This window comes from Peribacillus sp. FSL H8-0477 (assembly GCF_038002765.1).
In the GTDB taxonomy this organism is placed as follows: domain Bacteria; phylum Bacillota; class Bacilli; order Bacillales; family DSM-1321; genus Peribacillus.
The window spans coordinates 584,304-610,641 of record NZ_JBBODE010000002.1 but is presented as its reverse complement, the minus strand read 5'-3'; the positions used below and the strand labels follow the sequence as shown (position 1 = coordinate 610,641).

Here is a 26,338-nt window from a genome sequence, read left to right as displayed (position 1 = left end):
TATTCTGAAAATTCTTTTTTTACTTAAGTGGTATTATACTCATTCTTGATTATATATTCAATAAAATTCCAACAAATTCCTTTAAAGATTGGTTAATGATAGAAAAGACCATCTCCCTTATTTACTTTTCAAAAAGGTATAAAGGTCCTTTCAGAACTGTAAGACAACAAAATTCTTACAAAAAAATTGCAGAGAATTTTTTCTCTGCAATCTTTTTCTTTTATTTTATTTTGGGCACTTTTTCAATATTTTCTGGAATTTCAAGCATATCTAAGATAAAGATGAAGATCGGAATCCCGATAATTAAACCCCAAATACCTAAGAAATGCTCTGAGAACAACAGAACAATGAAAGTGAAGAATGTTGGTAAATTCGTTTTAGCTGACATGAACTTAGGATTCAAGATATAACTTTCAAGGGCATGAATGACTACAATCATAATCAGAACAGCAAGGACCTTCGTAATACCACCAATGCTGAAGGCAATCATTGACAATGGAATTAATGAAATAATCACACCAGCAACCGGTATTAACCCTAGGAAAAAGATCATAATTCCTAGTCCAATTAATTGTGGGAATCCCATTAACGCCAAGAAAACTATTGATAGTATCGCATTTGTCAAAGCAATTAAAAATTGAACTTCAATAACCTTACCGAACGAGTTAATGAATTTACTGCCAAAATGCTCGATGTTAATAAAGAAGTCGCTAAATTTCCCATATTTAAATTTAGCAGTAAAACGAGCAATTTTATCCTTCTCCAGTAAGAAGAATAAACTAAGCAAGAGAGATAAGAAGATTTGTAGTCCCAATTTACCGATATCAGTTAAATAGTTGTATACATTCCCAACTTGTTTAGGGATATCTAACGGAGAGTTCAGTTTATTAAGCGTATCAATAATAAAGTGAATCACCGGTATATCTGGGGGATTCATATAGAAATGAGCTATTTGGGTTACTAACTCCGTAAGTTGAAGTGTAATAACCGGCAAGTATTTATATAAAACGATCCCGAGAGCTGAAACAAAGATCATATATATAATACTAATAACTAACTTTTGATTGACTTTAATATATTTATTCAACTGAAGGTATATAAAGTTTTGGAGCCTTCCCATTAGGAAAGTAAAAATAAAGGTAAACAAAAGCAAATGAATCATATTGCCAATACTATATAAAAATACAATTATAATCAGCAGCGTAATTAGTCTTGAAAAACCTTTACTATGTAAGTAATTCCAGATTTCAGTCATATCCCTTCTTTATCTCCTATCCCAAATCTTACATCATCATTATTTCCTATATCATCTATCTTACACACTTTTTAGGAAATGGACTAGAAATTATTCTCCTTGCGTTTTCACACTTTTTCTTTTAAGACTGGTTGATACTTCCGCATTGGTCCCTTTGTCAGAACCTGCTGTAGATAAGTCTTTCCACTAGGCGCCTGCTGTTTCATTAACTCTAGCAAATTGGTGATATCATCCATTGCACGATGTGACTGATAATCCGTAATATAGTGAGCTTGTAATAAGGTTAATAGTTTACTATTACTAAAACCATATTCCTTCCAAGGCACGCCTCTCATTGTACAATGCCAAGATAGGTCATTCACCTCGGGATACATCTGATAAATAAAACTGCGGTCAAAAGATGCGTTATGAGCAAATATGACATCCGCCCGATGAAAATAAGTTTTTAACTTAACATCATAAAAACTCTTCCCTTCTACTTCCTCAAATGGTATTCCATGAACATGGTATGCCTGTTCATAGTTTCTTCGTGCTGAAGCAGAGAGCGGCTCTCTTAAATAAGCATCCTCATCTAGAATATCCAACACTTGGCCATCTTGATCAAAGGTAAATAGTTTCACCGCAATTTCAACCATTTCATCAGTTTTTGGACTTAGACCAGTGGTTTCCACATCAACAACCAAACCAACTTTTTTTATCATTCTAACCTGCTCACCCTTTACTTTATTAATCCTCGTCCTTAATATCTAGATCCTCTGGTATTGGCTCATTCGCCCACTCTTCAGCCAAAATCTTATATTTTTCAAGCTGTTCTAAATGTGTTTTAAATTGATCTTTATAAATTAACAGCTGTTCTCCATCATGAACAGTACGTATTTTCTTTTGTATAATAAGACTTTCAATATACTCTTTTGGGAGTGATAAATAGTCTGCAGTTTCCTGAATTGTGAGATACATTTTCTTCACTCCTTTAATCCATTTTACTACTTATTACTATACAGCAATTACTTGTGAATCTCTATTGGAGTTCACTAAAAATTTGACAAATCTTTTCTTCTAAAAATGACCATACTCTACACAACTCAGAATCCTTTAAAACTACTAATCTTTAAACCCTCCAATTATGACAAAAATGTAAGATTGACTTTGCAAAATGAAAGGAAAAATTATGGTATATTTAACCATAGTTACTTATAGTTAAAAGAAAATCTAAGTTGTCTCGTGCAACTGTTAAGGAGTGCGTAAAATGGGGATTTTTTTACAGGCAAATACAAAAAAGAAGGAAGAAGACTTTCAGATTTTCAAAAGAAAACATCTTGTTACCAGCTACCCTTTTAAATTCCGATGTAATTCGTAGTGGTGAAAGCCCTCTCTATAAAAAATGGTTCAAAAATGGGGAGATACTTAAAAAATGTCCATGAGATTTCAGACGGTCAAGCCCAGCGCACTGCTGTTTTCTTATTCTTTCACACCAATAAAAACCATCGAAACTCGGTAAGTTAATATCCATCAACAATATATTAGGTTTCTCTAGTAACACCAACTTGTCTACCTGATCGAAGGTTTCGACAATCATTGATTCAAAGTTCCACTTCTTTAAAAACACGCCGATCATCGTTCGAATCTTTACATCATCTTCAACAATCATCACTTTATACATACGTCACATCCTATTTTCATCGACCATGAACGTTGACAGCTCTAGTTCAGCTTGAGTGCGTTTTGCATGACTATCTTGTTGAATATCCATCACTTCTCGGATCCCTTTAAGCAGCTGTTTCTGCGTTTCTTGTACCTTTTTATTATGCTGTTCTATAGCATTTTTTTCAGAATTTATAATTCCCTGCTTTTGAAGATTAGCTATATTTAGGGCTACTTGATTCCTCCATAGCGGTATAGATGTTAAAATAGACGATTGGATTTTCTCGATAAGGCGTTCATTTGTGCCTTGTATCAGCTTAATCAAAACTGAATTTTGTTTCGTAATTTCAATGCTGACTCTAAGATCGTATAAACGCTTATCAAGAACTTCGACAATATGCTGCCGCTGCTCTGCTTCCTGACGTTTTACAAACTCGTCCTCAAGACGTTTTTGTTCGGGCAAAGAACGAATTAATTCCCGTCGTTTAAGCTCTCCTGCTGTTAAATAGACATTTAGTTCACGGTATAACTCATTATTCTGAGTAAAAATTTGGTTTAAAAGTAGTGTATCTGCCAGCAGGTAGTTTTTACTCCGATCCAACTTTACTCGAGCTTGTTCAACTGCTGCACTTGCTTTTTGATAAGAAACCAACTGACGGGTTAGGGAATCACTCTTTTTAAACAATCGTCGGAGAAACGATTGATTGTTTATTCCATCATCCTGTCCCAGTTCAGTAATCAGCCTCTTTAAATCATTAATGACTTCTTCGGTTTGATTGACCTCTTTAGACTGAATTTGTTCAAGCAACTGACGTGTAAATGGCAGCAGTTTCCCCTGAATGTTTACCCCATATGACATCACAATTCTTGGTTTAGTCAAATCAAGTTGACCAGCAACCAGCTCGACCTGTTCATATTCATCCTTGTTTTTCATTTCTTTCACAACCTTTACCCGCGAAGGGCAGCATTATATCTATATAAGGTATTCTCTGTTTAGCTTATATTCCCTTCTTACATACCGTACTTCTTTTCATTGAAACCAATCTGCCTTTTCCATATGTAGAAAAGGTTGATCAGTTTCTACTTCACCAGTTACTTTATCCATTTTTAAATCATGCCCTTCAAGCCAATGAGCAAAATCAAATTCCACTGGCTGGCGATCACCGCCTAAGGCAAACCAGACTTTCCTTTCTTTCGTAAGATAACCTGAGGTATGTATCGTTCCTGCCCAACTGCTGTATAAATCTGAAAAAATTCCTTTGTCCGTGTCATTTAATAATCGAAAGGCCTTATAGGCTTCAGTAATCTTCTCTTGTTGTAATAGTTCAAGTCTCCGCTTTGAGTCAACAAGATGACGTCGATTTTCATGTATCATTATTTCAAAATGGTTTGTACATGCATCTGATTGACGGACTTCCACACCGCGTGGGGATGTTTCAATTATATAGTTTGCTCCACTTTGATCATGCACTACATAGCTGAATGAATGTCGATGGGGAATTTCCCTTAACATCGCGATTGCCTCCCGTGTACTTGCACAAGCTTCTAAAATGATTCTGCCGATCATACAGCAAATAAAGCCTTCTCCAGGGTTTTTTCGGTTCATAAAATTATAGCCCATAGCAAGACCCATTTCGTTCATTCCATCCATTCGACCCGTTACCCTCTGGCTTGGACCGATCATGGCATATCCCCCATCACTTGGTTGGAATAATGTGTAACGCCCCTCATATGTTTTCGGATGATAATCATAATTACGAATTAAAAAATCAGACCCTGTTAGAATAGAACAGCCAGAATGAACATAGTTCAGACGGTACCCGCCAAACTCCTGTAAAACTCTCTCAATAGGCCAAGCAAGAGCCTCCTGCAAACCGAGCAGCTCCTCCCAAATACCAGGTACAAAAGCATGTAAGACCTGTTCAACTTCGGTTGGTTTTATGGTGAATCTGGGTAAACGCACCTTCCACTGATTTTCACGATTTTTTACTGAAATTGAATTTTTCAGCTTTAATCCCTGCTTATACCCAAATTCAAAGTGACTACCGCGGAATTGAGTGATTTCGCTATAAATGATTTTCATAATGTCTCCTTTTTTATCAGTTTAATATTGACCAAAAATAGAATTTTGATTGGATTCGAGCACAACTAGTTATTCCCGTCTGTGATGGGTATAATCCCGTCTAGAAGGTCATAATTTACGCCTCAGTTCATTTTCCAAATAAAAAAATGGCTCCAGTACGAAGACTGGAGCCAACTTAATATTTATTTTTTTTGAACAGTGATTGTCCAAGACGCTTCATCTAATTGTTCGTAATTAGTTACTGTGTGTCCTGCTTCTGCAGCCCAGCGCGGCAGAGTTTCTGTCGCTTGTGTACAGTCAAAATTAATGATTAATTCATCACCTGAATTAAGAAATTCCATTTCATTTTTTGCTTCTACTAAAGGAAACGGACAAACCATTCCCATTACTTCTAGTGTTTTTTGCATATTTTCTTCCTCCTAAGCTGTAGTAACAGCTGATTGTGCAGCTGCCGCTTTTCTTTTTACATTTGGTCGTATAAAGACAAAATACGATGCAGTCCATGTTCCTAGTATCATGAAGACCAGGGACACCCATCCCTGCCAAGTCATCATAGCTGTCATAACTAAACCATTACCGATTGAACATCCGCCGGCAAGACTAGCGCCAAAGCCCATTAAAATTCCGCCGATAAAGCTCGTAATCCCTGTTTTAGCATCAGGCATTCTAAAGCGGAACTCTCGGCTCCCTTTTGCTGCAATGAACGAACCCAAGAAAATCCCTAGAACAAGGAAGACTCCCCAGTTAATAACAGAAACATCACCCGTTACTAAATATTGCAGAATATTTGCAGAAGGTGTAGTAATCCCTAATCCAGACATTCTGCCAGTAGCTTCGCTAAGCGGCCAAGCTAGGATCGCAATTAATCCCACCAACATAGCCGTGAAGAATGGATGCCAGCGTTTTTCAAATAGCAAATGCGCTATCCCAGTCCGCTTTGGCTTCATTGAAGGAATTACAACCTTTGGCTTTCTTAATTCTCTACTGATAATCCAGACAACAATAGCTGCGAAAATAGTAATGAAGACCCAGACAGAAATCCCTGTTGTATCAGCAATTGAATTCTTTGGAAGAACAACCGAAGAAATCGATTCGTTTACAGGTGTTAATGGTCCTGATTTCATAATCGTGCTCATCAGCATGTACCCAGCAAGCGCTATCCAGCTGCCTAGCAGACCTTCACCCGCACGGTACCATGTACCTGTTGCACAACCACCGGCAAGGATGATGCCAATACCGAATACAAAAGAACCTATAATTACGGCAACCCAAGGGAAGGCACCCGTTGTAAATTGAATAACATCCATTTGGATTAACGTATAAACACCAATACTTTGAACCGCTATCGCAATTAATAATGCATAAAACATACGATTATCTTTCGCTATATACATATCCCGAAATCCACCTGTGAGACAGAAGCGTCCTCGTTGCATAACGAAACCCAGTAATGCCCCACAAAATAAACCCGTTAGGATCATTTGTATCATTTAATTTTCTCTCCTTCTTTAAAACCAAGTAAGTCTATGTGTTATGTGAATATAATATGGATAATAGCAGTTTTAGTCAAGAGTTTAAATCAAAATCTAAAAGTTTCCAAAGGTTTATAATAAATCTCTTACGTTTTTATTCAGAGAAAAAGCCGTTCCTGTAAAAGGAACGGCTTTTCTCACTGGTATTTATTTATGAAGTTTTTCCATTTCATCTGCTACAAATTGAACTTGAGTACCAACGATTACTTGTATACTTTGAGGACCGACAATATTAATGCCTGGTACCCCTGTTGCTTTAATTTTTCTTTGGTCAACTACATCCATGTCTTTCACTTCAATTCTCAAACGTGTGACACAATTATCAATGGCAGTAATATTATCGCGTCCGCCTAAGCCCACATAGATTTGAGCTGCCATATCAGCGTATTTATTACTTGAAGCAGCAGCGTTGTCTGTTACAACAACTTCTTCTTCTTCTTCCATATCATCCGATCTTCCTGGTGTCATTAAATTAAACTTCACGATTAAGAAGCGGAATAAGAAATAATAGATTACAGCAAATACTAACCCCTGAACAAGCAGCATATACGGCTGATTGGCAAGCGGAAGATTAAAGCTTAAGAAATAATCAATAAAACCAGCACTAAAGGTAAAACCTGCTGTCCAATGGAAGAAAGCTGCAATCATTAAGGACAAGCCAGTTAAAAGTGCATGAACTAAGTAGAGCAATGGAGCTAGGAACATAAAGGCAAATTCAAGCGGTTCCGTTACGCCTGTAAAGAACGAAGCAAAGCCTGCTGCAAGCATTAAGGAAGCTGTTTGCTTTTTCTTTGCTGTTTTAGCTGTATGATACATAGCTAATGCGGCAGCCGGAAGGCCAAACATCATGATAGGGAAGAATCCCGCTTGATACATGCCTGTAACTCCTTTTATTCCATCGCCTTTCCAGAAGTTTCCGATATCATTAATCCCAATTAAATCAAACCAGAACACAGCATTCAACGCATGATGTAGACCTGTTGGAATTAACAGTCTGTTAAAGAATCCGTAAAGACCAGCTCCTAGGACGCCTAATTTACTAATTAATTCACCAAAATTAACAAGTCCTGTATAAACAACCGGCCAAATGAAGAATAACAATAAGGCAACAACAAGCATAGCGAGCGCTGTCATGATTGGGACAAGTCGTTTTCCGCTAAAAAAGGCAAGTGCATCTGGTAATTTCACGTGACTAAAGCGATTAAACATGAAGGCTGCAACGAGCCCTGAAATAATTCCTACAAACGCATTGTCAATTTTACCAAACGCAGCGTTCACATTTTCTACTTCAATTCCTTTTAACATAGCTACCGAATCAGGTGCCAGCAGCGTAGTTGCTACTAAAAAAGCCACCAGTCCGCTTAAAGCTGCTGATCCATCTTTTGTCTTAGACATTCCGAGTGCGACACCGACGGCAAAAAGAATCGGAATATGGTCTAAGATAGAAGACCCCGCTTTAATAAGGAAAGCCGCCAACGCATTGCCAGATCCCCAACCGTTTGGATCAATCCAATAGCCTATCCCCATCAAAATCGCAGCGACCGGCAATACGGCAACAGGCAACATCAAAGATCGGCCGATTTTCTGTAAAAATTTCATCATGATCATTTCCCCCTAGTAATTAGTCATCTCTTCTAAACGTAAATGTAAAGGAACGAATAATATCATTAAACAAAACCTTTTCCATTCACCTCCTAGATTGCTGCCGGTTCAATGAAGAATAATAATCTACCTAAAGACTTCCATATTAAGACCCATAAATCCTCTATTTTCGACAAAAATATCTTAAGCCTGTTTACCTATCTATCTTATTAATAATTGATTGATTTGCTTTTTAGAACAATCCATGTTATTCTTAAGAAGAATTATTTTTGTCCGGTAGAAATGAAAACAAAAAGTTTAACTTTTCGTCTCGTTGTTCACTGAGAGCAAGGATAGTAATACAATGTGTGAAAGCACTAGGAGGCAACAAAAATGGAACAAGGTAAAGTAAAATGGTTTAACGCAGAAAAAGGATTCGGCTTCATCGAACGCGAAAACGGAGACGATGTATTCGTACATTTCTCAGCTATCCAAAGTGAAGGCTTCAAGTCTTTAGATGAAGGCCAAGAAGTTACTTTTGAAGTAGAACAAGGTCAACGTGGACCCCAAGCTACTAACGTTCAAAAAGCATAATCTTAACTGATTATATAGACAGCCCCTGCTTGCAGGGGCTGTCTTTTTGTATGCTTAAAAATAAACATAAAAAAACTTTGCTCACGAATGAGCAAAGTGATTGGTCCAAGTAAAGTAAAACACAGTTAAAAGGTTTGTCTAATTATAACATACTTTAACGATGAAAAGTAAATTTATTCAAATTACTTTTCATCGTTTTAACTTGACCTCGCTTATACTTCAAACAAACCTTTTTCTATTGTATCTTTAAGCCAATAATAACTGTCTTTCTTGGTTCTCTCTAACGTTTCATAATTGACGTGAACGATTCCGAATCTCATACTATAGCCATATGCCCATTCAAAATTATCAAGCAGAGACCATGTCAAGTATCCTTTAACATTTACACCCGATTCAATCGATCTTTCCAGCGCTGTTAAATGAAGCTTTAAATAGTCTATTCTTTTCTTATCCTGTACCTTCCCGTTTTCTGGTTCATCATTATAACACGAACCATTTTCGGTAATATAAATAGGAACGTCACCATATAATTCTTTAATTTTGACAAGTACATGATAAAATCCATCCGGGTAGATAAACCAGCCAATGTCCGTTTGATCGTATCCCATATCAATACTCTCGCAGTTAAATAATCCTTCATTTTCTTTATACCTAGCGACATTTCCCGTGTAATAATTAATACCAAGAAAATCATTTTTTTCAGAAATAGCTTCCATGTCTCCTGTTTTAACATGCGGTACTACACCTTTTGCTGCAAACCATTCTAGCATAAATAGTGGATAAGCCCCTTTGAAAACGGGGTCAAAAAACCACTCTAAATTCCAACCATTTGCCCGATCACATGCCTCTATGTCTTCCAGTTTGCTGCTGTAAGGCTCATACCAAGTAACATTCGGAGCGAAACCTATTTCTCCCTCTGTCCCAGATTTTCGAAAGCTTTGAACAGCTTTTCCATGAGCAACCATTAAATGGTGAGCTATATCTGTCGCAAGCTGAAGGTTCTGATTACCTGGCGCATGAACACCTATGTAATTTGATAGAAAAGAGGCACACCATGGTTCATTCAAGGTTATCCATTTCTTAATTTTTCCGTTAAATTCATTAAACATAAATTCAGCATAAGCAGTAAAGGCCGAAATGGTCTCACGGTTTTCCCAACCTCCCTTTTCCTGGAGGGCTTGAGGCAAATCCCAATGGTAGAGAGTACACATCGGTTCAATTCCTTTTTCAATCATGGAATCAACTAATTTATGATAATACTCGACTCCTTTTTGATTCACCTCTCCTGTTCCATTTGGAAAAATTCGCGGCCACGAAACGGAAAAACGATACATATCTGCTCCTAATTCATCGAGAAGCTGTATATCTTCTTCATATCGATGATAACTATCACACGCACGATCACTGTTTTCTTCGTTATATACCTTCCCTGGTATTTTAGAGAACGTATCCCATATTGACAGTCCTCTGCCATCTTCATTTGCTGCACCTTCAATTTGATACGCTGCCGTAGCACTTCCCCATTTGAACTGTTTTGGGAATTGAATAGTGGACATGAATACCCTCCTCATTCATCATCACATACTGTTCATTGATGAATGTCTAATCACAAGTTCCGGTTTAACAATTGATGGTTCACTACATGTTTCTTTAGTAATCAGATCATTTAATTTTTTAGCAGCTATCCTGCCTAACTCTTGTTTATCTTGTTTGACTGTACTTAATGTAGGCTCACTATATCGGCATGCCTCCACATCATCACAGCCAACCACTTTAATATCCCTAGGAATTCTTCTGCCCGTTTCTTTAATCGCTCTCATTGCACCAAGTGCCATCATATCTGAAGCTGCAATGACTGCTTTAGGAATCTCCCGACTTTGAAGAATGCGCTTCATACTTTCATAACCGCTTTTTTCAAAAAAGTCTCCATGTGCAATCCATTCTGGTCGAATGGGTTGTTTACGTTGCTTCATTGCTCGAAGAAAACCTTCTAAACGAAGATTTGATATTTCCGACGTTTTCTTGCCTGCTATAAAAGCGATTTCTCCGCATGCCTCTTCATATACATGCTCAACTGCTAATTGAGAGACCATTAAATTGTCTGTCATTACAAAAGCGGAGTTCTTTCCAGTGAGTTTGATATCTATTCCCACACAAGGGATTTTACTCTGATCAAGCTCCATAACCGCCTGCTCGATCTCTTCACCAGCTACAATCAGACAGCCATCCAGACGAAAATGTCTGCATCTTGCTAAATAATCAACATTTTTCCGAACAGACGGTTCATTCGAAAAAATAATAATATCATAGCCAAGTCCGACGATGTTCTTTTGAAAAGTGGATATAACTTCACTAAAAAAAGGATGATTAAACTTTACATTCGTCTCCCCAGCATAAATCAAACCAATTAGACCAGATTTATTGGTCGCCAGCGATTTGGCGGAAAACGTAGGTTGATAGCCAGTCTTTTCAATGATATGCATGACCTTACGCTTCGTTTGTTCGTTGACTCCCTCATAATGATTAATCACCTTTGACACTGTTGCTTTTGATACACCCGCCATTTGTGCTATATCACGGATTGTTAACGTCATCCTGCTTCCCTCAAATCTAGCTGCTTACCTATAGCGTTTTTCTGATTTGTCTGCATTCTACTTAACTGAACCTTCAGCAATACTCGAGATAAATAATTTGTTAAAGATTAAAAAGACGATTAGAAGTGGAACAGTCGCCCAGAACACCCCTGACAGAAGCATACCAAAATCAACTCTATTGGTATTATTTAATGAGGCAAGTGCCACCTGAATGGTATAGGATTCCGGATCACGAAGGACCGTAAACTGCCATAAGAACTCTCCCCATACCGACGTAAAAACAATAATTCCAAGTGTTGCAAAAGCCGGAAGGATAATTGGCAAGACCACGCTTCGATAAATCCTAAAGTTAGAGCATCCATCGAGCTTGGCGGCTTCGATTAATTCATCAGGTACAGATTGATTTACATATTGCCGCATTAAAAAGATTCCTAACGGGTTTAAAAAGAACAAAACCATCGCTGCAAATAAGGTATCAAGAAACCCTGCCTTTGCCACTAATAAGTATTGTGGGATGAGTCCCAGCTGAGGAGGAATTACGATCGTAAATAAAATGGAAAAAAACAAAATATTCTTTCCCGGAAACTTAAATTTCGCAAATGCAAATCCTGCCAGCGAACTGATAAACAGCACAACAATTGTCACGACTAGACAGACAATCAGTGTATTCACCATCGATTGAAAAAACGGAATCATTTCTAAGACCTTTTTAAAGTTTGCTACTAACTGATCTCCTGGAATTAGCGTAGGCGGAATCGAATTATAAGCCGAACTTGGGCTTGTAGCCATGACAAACATCCAATAAAACGGGAAGATTGAAAAGAAAGAGATAACAGTTAAGAATAAATAGATGGCCAGACGTCCGATTCCCCACTTTTTAGTTCCGACCTCTCGACTCATCCTTTTCTCCCCCTTTTTCTTCCGTATCCTTGAGTAATCATCATATTCAATGCTGAAGCACCTACGATAAAGATTAACAGTATAATAGCCGACGCCGACGCCGTACCATATGAAGCAATTCTAAATGCATCACGGTATAAATACATTACCACTGTTAGTGCCTCATCCCGTGAAAACGCCGCGTTACCAAGAAATACAGCCGGCTCCGTAAATAGCTGCATCGCACCCACCGTCGAAAAAAAGACAGTCAATAGTATAAACGGCTTTAACATAGGTATCGTTATATATCTTAACTGTTGTAATTTATTGGCTCCATCAATCTTAGCCGCCTCATACAAATCATTGGAGATACTTTGCATTCCCGCGAAGAAAATTATGGTATTGTACCCAAGCCATCTCCAAAACACCATCGTTGATATAGCAATTTTAGCTCCCCACTCTGATGTTTTCCAATTGACTGGATCAATCCCGATTAAACCAATTAAGTAATTGACTAAGGCTGTATCATTGCTGCTAAAAAAAACGCTGAATACTAAAGCAACCGCAACCATAGAAGTGATGTACGGCATAAAAATCGTGATACGAAAAAAGTTTTTGAATCTTAGGTACGTTAAATTTAAAAAGAAAGCAAGTACTAATCCTACTACCAACTGTGGGGCAGTTCCCATAACTCCAAGCACAATCGTATTATAGACAGACTTCCAGAATAAAGGGTCTGTTAAAATAACTTTGAAGTTAGCAAGCCCCACAAACTCCATTTCGCCCATCCCATTCCATTTTTGAAACGCCAGGAAAAGACTAAATATCGCTGGATATAGGCCGATAATGGCAAAGATAATAAAAAATGGTGAAATATATAAATAGCCTGATATCATATCTTTCGTTTTTTCAGATAAAGAACGTTTGCTAGACACCGGATCCTTTTTTACTTCTAAAGGAATCATTTCACTTCCTCCTCAGAGACTATAAAAATACAAATCTGACGGCATGATAACCGCCAGATTTTTTATTTGGTCTTTCCTATTAGCGATCAAGTGCCTTTTTAATACGTTTAATCGCAGCTGTCCATTCCTTCTCGGGATCTTTTCCATCTTGAACATTTGTCAATGCGGCATTGATTTCATCATTAACCGTAATATAATTTTTCCCTTTATAGACATAGCCAATCTTTTGAGCTGATTCAGCAAATACATTTTGCGTCGATTGGCCGCTGAAATAATCATCCGTAGAAGCTTTAAAGTCATCCATCTCATACACTAGCGGCGAAGATGGGAACAGCCCGCTGGATTTAAATGATTTTAATTGATTGTCAGGTGAAACCAACCATTTTACAAAATCGTAAGCTTCCTGAGGATGTTTCGTTTCTTTTGGAATGGTAATGTATGACCCGCCCCAGTTACCACTGTATTCTGTCGGCAATGTTGCCACTTTATACTTACCAGCAGCATCTGGTGCGTTTCCTTCCATCCAACCTTTAAACCAAGCTGCGCCTAATTCAACAGCAAAGTCCCCTTTTTGAACCCCACTTCCCCATTCTGCCGACCACATAGGTAAATTGCCTACTAGTCCTAACTTATTCATTTCAATTGCTTGATCATATGCACCTTTTACGCCATTACCTGATTCTTCAATTAATAGATTTCCTTCTGAATCAAAATAACTTTCTTCCAAGGTATCAAGTTTTGCCCGGTACATCATTTCCATACTCGCAACCATAGGCTTTCCTGTTTTTTCTTTGATGGTTAACGCAGCTTCTTTAAAACTTTCTGGTGTAGAGATAAGAGCCGACACTTCTTCAGGCTCTGTTGGCAGGCCTGCAGCTTCAAATAGCTCAGTACGATAGTAAAGTCCTTTAGGACCTATATCTGTCGGAAGTCCCATTAAAAATTTTCCACCATCATTTTCAGCGATTTTCCATTTCCAATCTAAGTATTGATCCTTTATTTCATCAGCTTTCATATCATATAAATTCAGCAGCCGATCTTGAGCATCCCGGAAGCGGTCAACCTGGTCTACTTCTAGCATCGCAACATCCGGTGCACCGGTTCCAGCAGATAGTGCAGTAAATAAATTACTATGATGTGCGTCCGTTTCTGATTTTTTAATTTTAATTTTCACATTCTTATTTTCTTTCTCATATTCCTTAGCAAGCTCTTCATAACCAGTTGCACCAAATACCCAAAAATCAATTGAAACTTCTTTATCTTTACTGCCGCCGTCACTTGAACTCTTATCAGATGAACATGCTGCAACTCCAAATACTAGTAAGGATGAAAAACCGACTAATAGCCATTTTTTGAATTTCATGATATTTCCCCCCGAAAATAGAATAAGTTTTATTGAAATCGCCCTCTATTAAGCGTTTTATGAACCTCCTTTCTAATTAACGAAACCGGTTTCTACAAAGAGTAAAAAAATATAGCAATTACAAATTTAACCAATAAAGCGCTTTCAGTAATGATTATAGTGAATGATAATTATAAAATCAATATGTTTCTAGAAAACTAATTATATCCCTTACACATAAAAAATCCCCCCATAAAGAATATGGGGGGAAAACTTATTTTAAAACTGGATCATCTGTTTCCCATATAATCCAGTCATAAACTTCCAGTACTTGTAAAAACTTGACAAGCCGTGGCAGGGCAGGATCTGCTTCTTCGCCAAAATGTTCACTCATCTCTTCAGCTATTTGCTGAACATTCTTGTGGTCATCAAGCTGTTCAATCACAAATAATCCAAATTTATCGAGTTTAATTCGACGAACGGCAGGCTGTCTGAAGAAACGAATGGTAAATCTCTCTACTATATTAGTCCTTTGGATAATCAAAAAAGCTCCATTGGACTCCTTAGTCAAAGTAACTCGTTTCTCCAAAAGAGGAACCATATTCAATAGGTTCTTCTCCTCTTTACGTCTTTTTTTAAACATTTTTCTTACTCTTCTTACTAGCTACATACCAAAGGAATAAAGCTAATGCCAAGAATAATATCAGCGGTATTAGGTTGCTCGCCATTGCGGCTGTATCTGGAATTTTCACTCCAACAGCAATTAATACAGCAATTAATACACCTAGTAAAGATTCTCCAGCAATTAAACCAGAAGCTAATAGGACCCCTCTGTCTACACGTTCTTTAAGAATTTCTTTTGTTTTAGCAAAGAATTCTACGAAGTAACGAACAAATCCACCAATCATGATTGGCGCACTAGTATGAACTGGTAAGTAAATACCTACTGCAACGGTCAGTGAATTTAAACCAAAGAACTCAAGCGTGATTGAAATAGCTGCGCCGATAAAGATCAACGTCCAAGGTAAATCTCCACCTAGCACACCTTCAGCCAATATTTTCATAAGTGCTGCTTTAGGTGCCGGCAGTTCCGCTGACCCAATAGTATATGCATTATTCATAAGAATAAGGATCAAACCAATTACAGAAGCAGATGCAACGACACCAATCATCATAGCCACTTGCTGTTTCCATGGTGTTCCACCGACAATGTAGCCAGTTTTCAAATCTTGAGAAACGTCTCCTGCAACCGCAAGAGCCGTACATACAATTGCTGAAACTGTTAATGCAGCAACCATACCGTTCATTCCTGTGTAGCCCACTGATGAATAGACAAGAGCAACAATTAGTAACGTCGCAATAGTCATTCCAGAAACCGGTGACGAAGAACTACCCACGATTCCGACAATCCTAGAAGCTACAGTAACAAATAAGAAACCAAAGATTCCAATGGCAAGAGCACCAATAAATCCAACATCTGTAACAGGTACAAAAGCAATAATTAGAATGATAGCCAAGATACCGATCCAAACATATTTCGCAGGCATATCTCTTTCCGTACGAATAGGCTGTGGTTTAAGCTGGCCTTTATTGGATTGTAACCCTTTTACTGTATCCATAGCAGATTTAAAGAGCATTGGTAAAGTTTTAACTAGGGTAATTAATCCCCCTGTAGCAACCGCACCAGCACCGATATAACGGATGTAGTTATCCCAAATTCCCCATGCATCCAATTCACTGATTGGAACTTCCGATGGGAAGATAGCTGCTGTAGCATTACCGCCAAAGAAGCTGATTGCTGGAATAAGTACAACCCAAGCTAGTAGTCCGCCGCCAAGCATTTGCCCGGCTACACGCGGCCCAATGATATAACCTACACCTAATAAGGCTGGAAAAACATCAAGTCCAACAACAGCATTTTTGAATCCTATAATGCTTGTTTCAACTTCTGTTTTGAATAGTTTAACACCATCACCAAGTACTTTAATCGCACCACCGATGACTAACCCAACACCAATTAATTTTGCATTTGAACCGCCTTCTTCACCTGATTTCAGAACTTCTGCACAAGCAGTTCCTTCTGGAAATGGTAAAGTTTCGTGTTCATTCACAATTAGAAGCTGTCGTAGGGGTACCATCATAAATACACCTAGGAACCCTCCGGTAAGAGCTACGAAAATAATAAATAATTGACTCACTTCTAGATCCCACATGAATAAGGCAGGAAGTGTAAATACAGCTCCGGCTCCAATAGCCTCACCGGCTGTAGTCATTGTTTGAACAATATTATTTTCTAAAATTGAATCACGACGTAAAACTCCTCTTAAGATTGCCATTGAAATAACTGCCGCAGGAATTGATGCTGAAACAGTTAGTCCAATAAGAAGTCCTAAGTATGCGTTTGCTGCCCCAAAAACTATAGCAAGAATAATACCTAGAATAATTGCAGTAGCTGTTAGCTCTGGTAGAGACTTTGACGCTGAGACGTAAGGAACAAATTTACTTTCTTTTGAATTGTTAGACAATTTAGTCACTTCCTGTATTGGACTTTAAATCATAGGAGACATTATATCACTCTAATTTTAGTTTCGGCAATGGTAATTCTTATAATAGAATTAAATCAGACGAGCGTGAAAATTCCGTCAAAAGTACTACACGTCTAATCTATGCTATTAGAGCCTTTATACAGATGTTTTTGTTTTTGTTTTCCCCATTATATTTGCGAATAGAACGTGTACTTAATTAATCTCTACTTTATTTAACAATATTATTCCAGTCATAGTCACAATAAAAAAATCTGTACACATGTGTCCGATTAAGGAACACATGTGCACAGATTAAAAACACTCAAGCGACCATATTCATCTTACGGTTCTTAGCATGATAAATTTGATAGAGAACTAACGCGAATATTGAAAGGATTGCTCCTGAAATATAAGGTAAACCAATTGATACAGAATATAATGCTCCCCCGATAGGAGGCCCTGCTATACGGCCAAATGAATCAAATGAGGAAAGCAATCCAGTAGCACTCCCATGTCCAGATGTTGAGTTTTTCGTCAAAAGAGACGAAATGGCAGGACGAATGACTCCGTTTCCTAAACCAAAAATGGTTAGAAACGCTGCAGATGTCCAGAAGCTATGTGAGAACAATATTAAGATAAACCCTATAGCTGACACAATAATCCCCACTCGTATAACTGAACCTTCCCCATATTTTTTCGTCATTGGTCCAACTAATCCACCTTGAACAATTGCACTGCCGAATCCCATAATCATAAATATGTATCCTAATTGAACCGTACCAATTCCTGCTCTTTTTGCTGCAAAATAAGCGAAAGTCGTTTCAAGACCTGCCATTGAAAGTGTAATAATTAATTGCAGAATAAAGATGATTGATACAGGTCCCTGAAAGGCCTTCCACATGGACGTTTTATCATCAGATCGTTTTACTCTCTTTTCTACTGACAATGATTCTTTCACTAAAAGAACAACTAAAAAGAATGTAATAATCGAGAAAATCCCAGCAATATAAAAAGGCATATTCAAACTAACCTTAGAGAAAATCCCGCCAATTGCTGGACCAAAAACGAAGCCTAATCCTGTAGCAGCTCCAATAATCCCCATTCCTTTTCCTCGTTCTTCAGGTGTCGTGATATCTGCTACATAAGCCATGGTCGTTGGCATATTTGCTGAAGAAAGAATCCCGCCTACAATTCTGGCTACAAATAAGACCCATAAAGAATCTGCCATTGCCATAATGAAAAAGGAAAGAGCAAGCCCTGCAATTCCAATCAGCATAACCGGCTTCCGTCCGATACGGTCAGAAATACGTCCCCACATTGGGGCAAAGAATAATTGCATTAACGAATATACAGCCATTAAAATTCCAAGTTCAGTTGGACTACCGCCAACTTTTTCTGCTAAAAATGGTAAAACGGGTATGATGATACCAAATCCAACCATCACTAAAAACATTACTAAAAAAAGAACGGGTAACACTTTTTTAGTTTCCATAGTTTTCTCCTTCTAAAGATCCATAAAACCATCTTGAATACCGATAAACTTAATTCATTCTTTTTCGTCTAAAAGTATAGTATTCCAAATATTGAAAGTCAACGCAGGTGTTTCTATGTGTTTCCATACTCAGAACTTTTAACCAGCTCACACGAACGCGCTTATTTATTCACAATCTCTAGAATTGCCGCACCATATTTCGCTGCTTTTGTTTCTCCAAATCCTTTTATCGCTATTAGATCGGCTATATTTCTCGGCCTCCGCTCGACGATTTCATCTAATTCGCTATTCGTAAATACCCAGTAAGGCTTTAGATTCCCCTTCCTAGAGGTTTCTAAGCGATAAGCCTTTAACATTGCATAAATATCTTTTTCCTTTGAATCTAGTTCAATAGTGTCAACAGCGGATGCAAGTTCCACCTCAGGAATCAGTTCAATATTATGAACAGCATATTTTGCGGCATAATCGATCTTAAGTGGCTCATGTTTTTCCATTAGGAAACGCGCGATATTAAATTGCTGTTTTTCTAAAATATCTCGATCCTTTTCTTTCGCCATCTCAGTCTTTAGCAGCTGACCTATTTGATCGTGCTTATATAACTTCTCTTTAATTCGATTAGGGCTATATGTTTTATTAATAATTGACTTTGGATTCGCAATAATGACGGCTGATTTAATTGGTAACGTTTTAATCAGCTCTTCTCTTAGTAACACTTCCCTTAATATATTTACTTGTCGTTCACTTTGAGAAATTGGACTATACATACCTTCTTTTTTAATAATATTTCCATGCTTATTCTTGATAATGCGAATAAAATCGCCATCACCATTCACTTCTATATCTCCACTCAGCTTTTTCGTTTCCAAAATATAAATCAATTTATTTGTTATAATGACAAAATCAAATTGAGCGTAATAATCCTTATAAGGAATGCGAATATCATGCAGACAAAGCATAGGAATAAACGAATTTTTTAATTCATAGTAAACCTTAGCTTCCCCTTCAATCCCATGTTTTAAGAGAAGTAAATCTCGTTCGATAAGCGTTCTCTTATTAGCTGGGCTCTCTCTGCTAAGCTTTTTTAACTCATGCAGCTGTTGACTTTCTTGTTCAAAATCTTTCAGAAAAGTCGGTTCTGAAATTGTTTTTATTTTCATTAAATGCTTCACATAATCGGTAAATGTAGCCTTCAACGATATTCCACCTCACTATGTAACTATAATAGTAATATTATACCATTATATTTCCAATGTACGTCGAGGATTATCTAAACAAAGGACAGTGAGTAGATTAAAAACCGTTCATTAACATTATTTTCATATAAACCTGGTAAAATGATTTCTTTCTTTAATTCGAATACCGTTTGATTTTCCAAGAAATAGATATAATCATCTGAAGGATAATATAAGACTAAATCTACCTCACGAGGTGTTGTTTCTAATGAGAGTAAAATGTTATTTACAATCGCATTAAATACTTGGACCGAAAATGGATTAAAAAAATAAAACCGATTATCTTCAGGTTTGATTTGGTACTTTTGCGCATAACAGCAGTGAAACTCAATTTTCTCTTTATCCGTGTCGACCTTTTTCAAATAATTTTTCCGATTATCCATAGCCTCTTCATAAAGCAGCTCATTCATATCAATTCCGACTACTGTTGCATCATACACATAATTAATAAAAAAATTTAACCTCCCTTTTCCACACCCAAAATCAACAATTCGGTCACTGCTTTTTAATTCATACTCCTCAAATAGCGTTTCTAAAGCACTAAAAGGGGTTGGCTCATAACGATGGTGATGAAACGATTTATTGAATCCCTGCTGAATACCTCCAGTTTTAATATTCAGCAACTTATCATAATAATGATCTCTCATGAATTCACTCCTTTACTCTCCTAGGACATACTCTCTATCTAAAGTATACACGTTAAGCTGCCCTTCTTTCTCATCAATAAATAAAAACTCCTTCTATATAAGGAAGGAGGTCTTAACATATCGATATGGGAGAATAAATAAGTTAAAGATTGATTCCTATCCAAAGGATATCATCTTTAATTTCACATAATGTAAACGTTCCAAAAGGAAACTGCCGCACAGGCTCAAAGGCATTTAAATCCATGATTACATTTCCTTGGTTATAAGTTAGAAAAGTAGATTTCTTAAAGATAGCTTTTTTAATCCAGTCTTGATTCACTGGTGTCATATTAATCACTTTAAAAAGCACTTTTCGGTCTGTTACCTCTATTGGTTTGACTTCAAAGGTAAAATTAATCGTCATTAATAACTTATTGGCTGTACCGCTGATGATTGCCGTGTCATCAGTAAAGGCAACCTCGACATTATTTATACCATCAAAGTCTTGGTCTTTAAAAAAATAGAGGAAGACCTCTGGTCTCACTGGAATTTTAATACTATTGTTAGTTGCCTTCTTTTTTGTTTTTGAACGGACCCGGGTCCCATTTTCACTCCGTTTACTTACAGGCTGGTTTTGCTTATTATCTGGGTTCCTCATATCATTACCCCACTTCTTTATTTTAAGTATAGGTAATGCATATTCGAATCCTTTCTCATTGTTGCTAAAAAGTGCAGATTCTTTGAAAATATTTATAAAAAAAAAACTCATCAATTCCGGCCAGCCGGAAGTGATGAGTTTTTTTCTATCTAGAGCTTTCATTGATGCTTATGCATATCAATAACCATACGGCCGTTGATTTTACCTGCTTCCATTTCTTCGAAAATATCATTTATTTCATGAAGACATCTTGTTTCAACAATTGGAACCACTTTTCCCTCTGCCCCGAATTGAAATGCTTCTTCTAGATCTTTACGTGTACCTACCAAAGATCCTACAATTTGAATTCCATCAAGGACAGTTTTTACAATTTCTAAATCCATCGTTTCTGGAGGAAGACCTACAGCGACTACTTTAGATGCGGCACGAACGCTGTTTACAGCTTGATTGAAGGCTACCTTAGAAACGGCTGTGACAACAGCGGCATGGGCTCCTCCGACTTTATCCTGAATCCATGCTCCAGCATCACCATCTGTAAGAGGATTGCATACTAGATCCGCTCCCACTTCTTTTGAAAGTTCTAATTTATCATCATTTATGTCTATAGCAATTACTTTTGCATTGAATACGTGTTTAGCATATTGAATGGCTAGATTACCTAAGCCTCCACAGCCAAAAATCGCTATCCATTGACCTGGTTTTATGTCTGCCACCTTAATTGCTTTATAGCATGTTACACCAGCACACGTAATACTACTAGCTTGAGCAGGGTCTAACCCATCAGGTACTTTCACAGCATAATCAGCTTGTACGATACACTGCTGCGCCATTGCCCCATCAACGCTAAAACCGGCGTTCTTCACACTTCGACAAAACGTTTCTCTTCCAGTCAAACAATATTCACATGTTCCGCATCCTTGATAAAACCAAGCAATACTTACACGGTCTCCGACTTTTAAACTCGTTACATCATTAGCAATCTCTTTCACAATTCCAATACCTTCATGACCGGGCACACGTCCAGGAACCTCACCGAAATCTCCCTTAACAACGTGCAAATCAGTATGACAAACTCCGCAATATTCAACATCCACTAGTGCTTGTCCAGGTCCAATTGTTGGTACCTCTCTATCTACTATCTCAACTTTCCCAGGATTAATTGAACTTACTACAGCTGCTTTCATCTAAATTGTCCCCCTCAGTAAAGTATATTGTGAATCATTTCACAAACTTATTATATACTTCTCAAATATGAAAAACAATACATATAATCTTATATTTTTCTATTCTACCAATATAAAACATTATTTTACAGAAAAGAGGTGTTATCTCCCTCTATTAAATCGAAAATGAGTAAAAAGCCTCTATTCGAGCCGTTTCAAAAATTAAGGTGGAGAGGATTGGGTAAGGCATTGCTTACAGGTCTTGGTAGAGCATGTGATATTATAGTAAATAAATCGTAGTCACAGAAAAGAGGGTTCCGTATATGCAACAACTTAAGTTTGAACCGTCATGGGACAAAGCTCTATCTTCTAAGGATCGAATCATGTTCCAAGAAATGTTTGCAAAAACATGTCTATCGGATACTAATCGTACACAGCTAGTTCCTGTTTGGTACGCATCGAATTACAAAGGAGAATTATTAATCACCGTTCTGATTCATAATTTCACTAACCAGACACTTACCTTTCATAACACTATACTCCGTTATATTGAAGGAGATAATGTGGCAGCTGAGCATATATTTACCCATCCTTCTTTGATCATTGAACCAGAAGTAAGTATGCCTTGGACGTTTATTTTTCCTGTTGACTGTTTAAATAATCCCGCAAACCGAAACGGCTTATTAGAGATTTTATCCTAAATCGTATTTGACCTGAACTAAAATCAATGATAATATTTATTAATATTTTATCGATATAATTCATTGCTCAGAGAGAAAAATCTCTGGCGAGTATTTACAACTTCATACTATAAGCGTTGAATGTTATGGATTACACTATAACAGGAGCAGCTTCTGGAGAGACTGTACAAAGTACAGCGCCGAAGGATTCATAATCTCAGGCAAAAGGACAGAAGAGTAACGAATATTTGTTATTCTTAAACCTTTGAGATTGGTAGATTCCAGTCTCTTTTTTTATTGTTTTTTTTTGAGTTTACAACTAAGAATTTTTGACAACGGAGGCGTACAGATTGGCTAAACAAGAATTAAAAAGAGATTTAAAAAACCGGCATGTACAACTCATTGCCATCGGCGGTACCATTGGTACTGGCCTGTTTTTAGGATCTGGACGGGCCATACAATTGGCAGGTCCCTCCATCATCTTTTCCTACTTGATTATAGGGATTTCCTTATTTTTTGTAATGCGGGCATTAGGAGAGTTACTTTTATCCAATGCAGGGTACACCTCGTTTACCGAATTCGCAGCTGAATATGTTGGGCCATGGGCGGGGTTTGTAACAGGGTGGACATATTGGTTTTGTTGGATTATGACCGCAATGGCCGATATCATCGCTGTTGGTGTCTATATGCAATATTGGTTCGATATTCCTCAATGGATACCAGCTCTTGGATGCCTGGTTATCTTATTATGCTTGAACCTGTTGACTGTTAAGTTATTTGGAGAATTGGAATTTTGGTTCTCACTTATTAAAGTCGTCACTATTATTGCCTTGATTATTATAGGCGTTGTCCTTTTAGTAATTGGATTCAAAACAAATACAGGAACCGTTTCTGTCACCAATCTTTGGAGTCACGGAGGTATGTTCCCTAATGGTATGTCTGGATTCTTACTTTCTTTACAGTTGGTTGTCTTTTCCTTTGTTGGCGTGGAGTTAGTTGGTGTAACGGCAGCGGAAACAGCTAATCCTAAAAAGAATATCCCTTCTGCCATCAATAAAATTCCTGTACGGATCTTATTGTTCTATATCGGCGCAATTTTCGTCATTCTCTGTGTAAATCCATGGACACAGCTTGATGCTGCGAGCAGTCCATTCGTTGAGGTGTTTGCTCTAATTGGTATCCCTGTTGCTGCAGGTATTATTAACTTTGTTGTACTAACCTCAGCGGCTTCTGCTGGAAATAGTGGATTATTCTCTACCAGCAGGATGCTGTTCACACTGAGTAACAATAATGAGGCGCCCCGTAAATTTGCAGCATTAAATAAACATGCTGTTCCAAGTAATGCCTTGATTACCTCAACGGTTGTTGTCTCAATTGGCGCTTTGCTCAGTAAAATAATCCCGGAACAAGCTTTTACAGTGGTGACCACCATCTCTGCCATTTGTTTCATTTGGGTATGGAGTATCATTTTAATTTCTCATATTAGATATACGAAAACACGACCAGACTTAAGGGCTGTATCAACATTCAAGGCTCCCTTTACGCCGTTTATCAATTACGTTATTTTAGGGTTGTTCCTATTTATTCTTATCGTAATGTTGTTTGCAGAAGCTACACGTTTATCCCTATTGATGACCCCATTCTGGTTTATTCTTTTAGTGATTCTATATAATTATCAGAAAAACAAATGATAATACGGGTACCCCCAAACTGGGGGTACCCTATTTTTCTAAAATAAAATTTTTCCTATACAAATCATGAAAGCTACTATATATTATCGTTACATTACTTTACTAGAAAATGCGTATTTTAAGACAAAGGGGTTTTTATAAATGAAGATTTTATATGTTCTAACTTTAGTTCCTTTTATCGGAATCTTGGGGTTTCTTCCTTTTGTTAATCGTATTGAACCCTATGTATTAGGAATGCCTTTTTATATGTTTTGGATGGCAATGTGGGTCGTCCTTACTTCCGCCGTCTTAGCTGTTATGTATAAGCTTGATCCAAGAAATCGAGAAGGTGAAGAAGAATGAATATCGCACTGATCATTATTCTAGGATTTTTAATTTTATCCATTTTTCTAGGCATTCGATCTACAAAAGGCAAAGATATGAACTTAGAACAATGGACAGTCGGCGGTCGGGGATTTGGTACAATTTTCGTCTTTTTATTGATGGCTGGAGAGATTTACACCACCTTTTCATTTCTTGGAGGCAGCGGCTGGGCTTACAGTAAAGGTGCACCTGCTTTATACGTACTCATATATATTACATTATCTTATGTGCTATCTTATTGGTTACTCCCAGAGATTTGGAAATATGCAAAAGATAATCGATTAATGTCACAGTCTGATTTTTTTGTAAGTAAGTATAAGAGTTCCTCCTTAGGAATATTGGCGGCCCTTGTCGGTGTCGTATCCATGATTCCTGTCATTGTCGTGCAGCTAAAAGGTTTAGGAATTATTGTTTCAGAAGCTTCTTATGGAGCTATTTCAATGAGTACTGCTGTTTGGCTAGGAGCTATCAGCCTGACTATTTACGTGATGATTTCTGGAATTCACGGCTCTGCATGGATAGCTGTCATTAAAGATATCATGATGATTGTCATTATTGCCTTTTTGGGCATCTATCTTCCCATTCATTATTTTGGTGGTCTTCAACCGATGTTCGAAGCCATTAATTCAGCTAAACCCGGTTTTTTAAAGCTTCCCGATCAAGGGCTTAGTGTTTCGTGGTTCATCTCTACTGTTATCTTACTCGTATTTGGTTTTTACATGTGGCCGCAAGTTTTTAGCGCTGTCTATACTGCACGGAGCGGAAAAACATTTCGCAAAAATGCTATCATCAGTCCTTTATATACACTCATGCTGTTATTTGTCTTTTTCGTAGGATTTGCAGCCATTCTAAAGGTACCTGGATTACAAGGAGCCGATGCAGATCTTTCCTTATTACGTCTAACTATACAAACCTTCGATCCATGGTTTATAGGAATAATTGGCGCTGCTGGGATGCTGACCGCTTTAGTACCAGGCTCGATGCTGTTAATGAGTGTTTCTACCCTGCTCGCGAAAAATGTATATAAGGAGCTGCTTCCTGGAGCCTCAGATAAAAACGTGATGCGGATAGCTAAATGCCTCGTACCAGTCGTCGCCCTGGTATCTGTATACTTTACCTTAAACGGCGGCGAAACCATGTCTGCATTAATTCTTATGGGATATAGCTTTATTACGCAACTTTTCCCGTCTCTTCTCTTTAGTCTAAAACAAAAAAACATGGTTACTAAATATGGCGCCCTTACCGGCATCATCTCTGGATTATCGATTGTAACCTATATAACGATTAGTCAATCCACAATCGGCACACTGCTTCCATTTTTGCCGCAGGCAGCGAAAGACTTGAATGTTGGAATTATTGCCTTGTTAGTTAATTTCATTGTGATGATTACCGTAAGTCTTATTAGTAAGAAGAATTAGAAAAAGAGGCTGTCCTAAAATAGG

The 26,338-nt window shown here is 37.6% G+C and carries 26 protein-coding genes and 1 riboswitch; of the genes, 5 read left to right on the top strand and 21 right to left on the bottom strand.

The window, feature by feature from the left end:
* Window positions 1-220: 220 nt before the first annotated feature.
* The 9 genes from MHI18_RS14630 to nagE form a co-directional block, all read right to left on the bottom strand.
* The gene (locus tag MHI18_RS14630; protein WP_340848390.1) at window positions 221-1,255 is read right to left on the bottom strand and encodes an AI-2E family transporter; all 1,035 of its coding nucleotides are present in this window, start codon (window positions 1,253-1,255) and stop codon (window positions 221-223) included.
* Window positions 1,256-1,362: 107 nt separating this feature from the next.
* Window positions 1,363-1,956: an exonuclease domain-containing protein gene (locus MHI18_RS14625; RefSeq protein WP_340848389.1), complete on the bottom strand. Its 594-nt coding sequence runs from the start codon at window positions 1,954-1,956 to the stop codon at window positions 1,363-1,365.
* 25 nt (window positions 1,957-1,981) lie between these two features.
* Window positions 1,982-2,212 carry an excisionase family DNA-binding protein gene (locus tag MHI18_RS14620; protein WP_340848387.1) on the bottom strand — a complete coding sequence of 77 codons (231 nt, stop codon included), beginning with the start codon at window positions 2,210-2,212 and terminating at the stop codon, window positions 1,982-1,984.
* Window positions 2,213-2,627: 415 nt separating this feature from the next.
* Window positions 2,628-2,915 (bottom strand): response regulator, encoded by a 288-nt coding sequence (locus MHI18_RS14615; RefSeq protein ID WP_340848385.1) that lies wholly within the window; start codon window positions 2,913-2,915, stop codon window positions 2,628-2,630.
* Between the two features lie 3 nt (window positions 2,916-2,918).
* Entirely contained in the window at window positions 2,919-3,830 is a 912-nt protein-coding gene (locus MHI18_RS14610) for a toxic anion resistance protein (RefSeq protein ID WP_340848383.1), read from the bottom strand.
* A 96-nt stretch (window positions 3,831-3,926) separates the two neighbouring features.
* A complete protein-coding gene (locus tag MHI18_RS14605) occupies window positions 3,927-4,979 on the bottom strand; it encodes a C45 family autoproteolytic acyltransferase/hydolase (RefSeq protein ID WP_340848381.1) in 1,053 nt (350 codons plus the stop codon).
* 182 nt (window positions 4,980-5,161) lie between these two features.
* Window positions 5,162-5,386 carry a sulfurtransferase TusA family protein gene (locus tag MHI18_RS14600; RefSeq protein WP_340848379.1) on the bottom strand — a complete coding sequence of 75 codons (225 nt, stop codon included), beginning with the start codon at window positions 5,384-5,386 and terminating at the stop codon, window positions 5,162-5,164.
* 12 nt (window positions 5,387-5,398) lie between these two features.
* On the bottom strand, window positions 5,399-6,469 hold the full coding sequence (locus MHI18_RS14595; RefSeq protein ID WP_340848377.1) for a YeeE/YedE family protein: 1,071 nt from the start codon (window positions 6,467-6,469) through the stop codon (window positions 5,399-5,401).
* 189 nt (window positions 6,470-6,658) lie between these two features.
* Entirely contained in the window at window positions 6,659-8,113 is a 1,455-nt protein-coding gene (nagE, locus tag MHI18_RS14590) for an N-acetylglucosamine-specific PTS transporter subunit IIBC (protein ID WP_340848375.1), read from the bottom strand.
* Window positions 8,114-8,485: 372 nt separating this feature from the next.
* On the opposite strand from nagE, the gene MHI18_RS14585 reads away from it, so the two are divergent.
* Window positions 8,486-8,686 (top strand): cold-shock protein, encoded by a 201-nt coding sequence (locus tag MHI18_RS14585; RefSeq protein WP_029714163.1) that lies wholly within the window; start codon window positions 8,486-8,488, stop codon window positions 8,684-8,686.
* Between the two features lie 212 nt (window positions 8,687-8,898).
* Here the strand turns inward: MHI18_RS14585 and MHI18_RS14580 are convergent, their stop codons facing one another.
* The 12 genes from MHI18_RS14580 to adhP all read right to left on the bottom strand — a co-directional run bounded on the left by MHI18_RS14580 (window position 8,899) and on the right by adhP (window position 22,183).
* Entirely contained in the window at window positions 8,899-10,242 is a 1,344-nt protein-coding gene (locus MHI18_RS14580) for a GH1 family beta-glucosidase (protein WP_340848372.1), read from the bottom strand.
* 21 nt (window positions 10,243-10,263) lie between these two features.
* Window positions 10,264-11,280 carry a LacI family DNA-binding transcriptional regulator gene (locus MHI18_RS14575; protein WP_340848371.1) on the bottom strand — a complete coding sequence of 339 codons (1,017 nt, stop codon included), beginning with the start codon at window positions 11,278-11,280 and terminating at the stop codon, window positions 10,264-10,266.
* Window positions 11,281-11,337: 57 nt separating this feature from the next.
* Window positions 11,338-12,180 carry a carbohydrate ABC transporter permease gene (locus MHI18_RS14570; RefSeq protein ID WP_340848370.1) on the bottom strand — a complete coding sequence of 281 codons (843 nt, stop codon included), beginning with the start codon at window positions 12,178-12,180 and terminating at the stop codon, window positions 11,338-11,340.
* Window positions 12,177-13,124 carry a carbohydrate ABC transporter permease gene (locus MHI18_RS14565; protein WP_340848367.1) on the bottom strand — a complete coding sequence of 316 codons (948 nt, stop codon included), beginning with the start codon at window positions 13,122-13,124 and terminating at the stop codon, window positions 12,177-12,179. Before MHI18_RS14565 ends, MHI18_RS14570 begins: the two co-directional genes overlap by 4 nt.
* 79 nt (window positions 13,125-13,203) lie before the next feature.
* Window positions 13,204-14,487: an ABC transporter substrate-binding protein gene (locus MHI18_RS14560; protein ID WP_340848366.1), complete on the bottom strand. Its 1,284-nt coding sequence runs from the start codon at window positions 14,485-14,487 to the stop codon at window positions 13,204-13,206.
* Window positions 14,488-14,740: 253 nt separating this feature from the next.
* Window positions 14,741-15,109: a PqqD family protein gene (locus MHI18_RS14555; protein WP_340848364.1), complete on the bottom strand. Its 369-nt coding sequence runs from the start codon at window positions 15,107-15,109 to the stop codon at window positions 14,741-14,743.
* The gene (locus MHI18_RS14550; protein WP_340848362.1) at window positions 15,102-16,991 is read right to left on the bottom strand and encodes an OPT family oligopeptide transporter; all 1,890 of its coding nucleotides are present in this window, start codon (window positions 16,989-16,991) and stop codon (window positions 15,102-15,104) included. Before MHI18_RS14550 ends, MHI18_RS14555 begins: the two co-directional genes overlap by 8 nt.
* A 322-nt stretch (window positions 16,992-17,313) precedes the next feature.
* Window positions 17,314-18,483 (bottom strand): MFS transporter, encoded by a 1,170-nt coding sequence (locus tag MHI18_RS14545; protein ID WP_340848360.1) that lies wholly within the window; start codon window positions 18,481-18,483, stop codon window positions 17,314-17,316.
* Between the two features lie 161 nt (window positions 18,484-18,644).
* Window positions 18,645-19,676 carry an NERD domain-containing protein gene (locus tag MHI18_RS14540; protein ID WP_340848359.1) on the bottom strand — a complete coding sequence of 344 codons (1,032 nt, stop codon included), beginning with the start codon at window positions 19,674-19,676 and terminating at the stop codon, window positions 18,645-18,647.
* A 74-nt stretch (window positions 19,677-19,750) separates the two neighbouring features.
* A complete protein-coding gene (locus tag MHI18_RS14535; protein WP_340848357.1) occupies window positions 19,751-20,362 on the bottom strand; it encodes a methyltransferase in 612 nt (203 codons plus the stop codon).
* A 142-nt stretch (window positions 20,363-20,504) separates the two neighbouring features.
* On the bottom strand, window positions 20,505-20,999 hold the full coding sequence (locus tag MHI18_RS14530; RefSeq protein WP_340848355.1) for a hypothetical protein: 495 nt from the start codon (window positions 20,997-20,999) through the stop codon (window positions 20,505-20,507).
* A gap of 158 nt (window positions 21,000-21,157) precedes the next feature.
* A complete protein-coding gene (gene adhP, locus MHI18_RS14525) occupies window positions 21,158-22,183 on the bottom strand; it encodes an alcohol dehydrogenase AdhP (RefSeq protein WP_340848353.1) in 1,026 nt (341 codons plus the stop codon).
* 302 nt (window positions 22,184-22,485) lie between these two features.
* Here adhP and MHI18_RS14520 point away from each other — a divergent pair, with 302 nt between their 5' ends.
* From MHI18_RS14520 to MHI18_RS14505, 4 genes are all read left to right on the top strand, one after another.
* Window positions 22,486-22,863, top strand: a complete 378-nt coding sequence (locus MHI18_RS14520) for an SLAP domain-containing protein (protein WP_340848352.1) — start codon at window positions 22,486-22,488, stop codon at window positions 22,861-22,863.
* 143 nt (window positions 22,864-23,006) lie between these two features.
* Window positions 23,007-23,085: riboswitch (glycine riboswitch) on the top strand.
* 107 nt (window positions 23,086-23,192) lie between these two features.
* Entirely contained in the window at window positions 23,193-24,533 is a 1,341-nt protein-coding gene (locus MHI18_RS14515; RefSeq protein WP_340848350.1) for an amino acid permease, read from the top strand.
* Window positions 24,534-24,674: 141 nt separating this feature from the next.
* On the top strand, window positions 24,675-24,875 hold the full coding sequence (locus tag MHI18_RS14510) for a DUF3311 domain-containing protein (RefSeq protein ID WP_340848349.1): 201 nt from the start codon (window positions 24,675-24,677) through the stop codon (window positions 24,873-24,875).
* Window positions 24,872-26,314: a sodium:solute symporter family protein gene (locus MHI18_RS14505; RefSeq protein ID WP_340848348.1), complete on the top strand. Its 1,443-nt coding sequence runs from the start codon at window positions 24,872-24,874 to the stop codon at window positions 26,312-26,314. The genes MHI18_RS14510 and MHI18_RS14505 overlap by 4 nt, the downstream gene beginning before the upstream one ends.
* Window positions 26,315-26,338 lie beyond the last annotated feature (24 nt).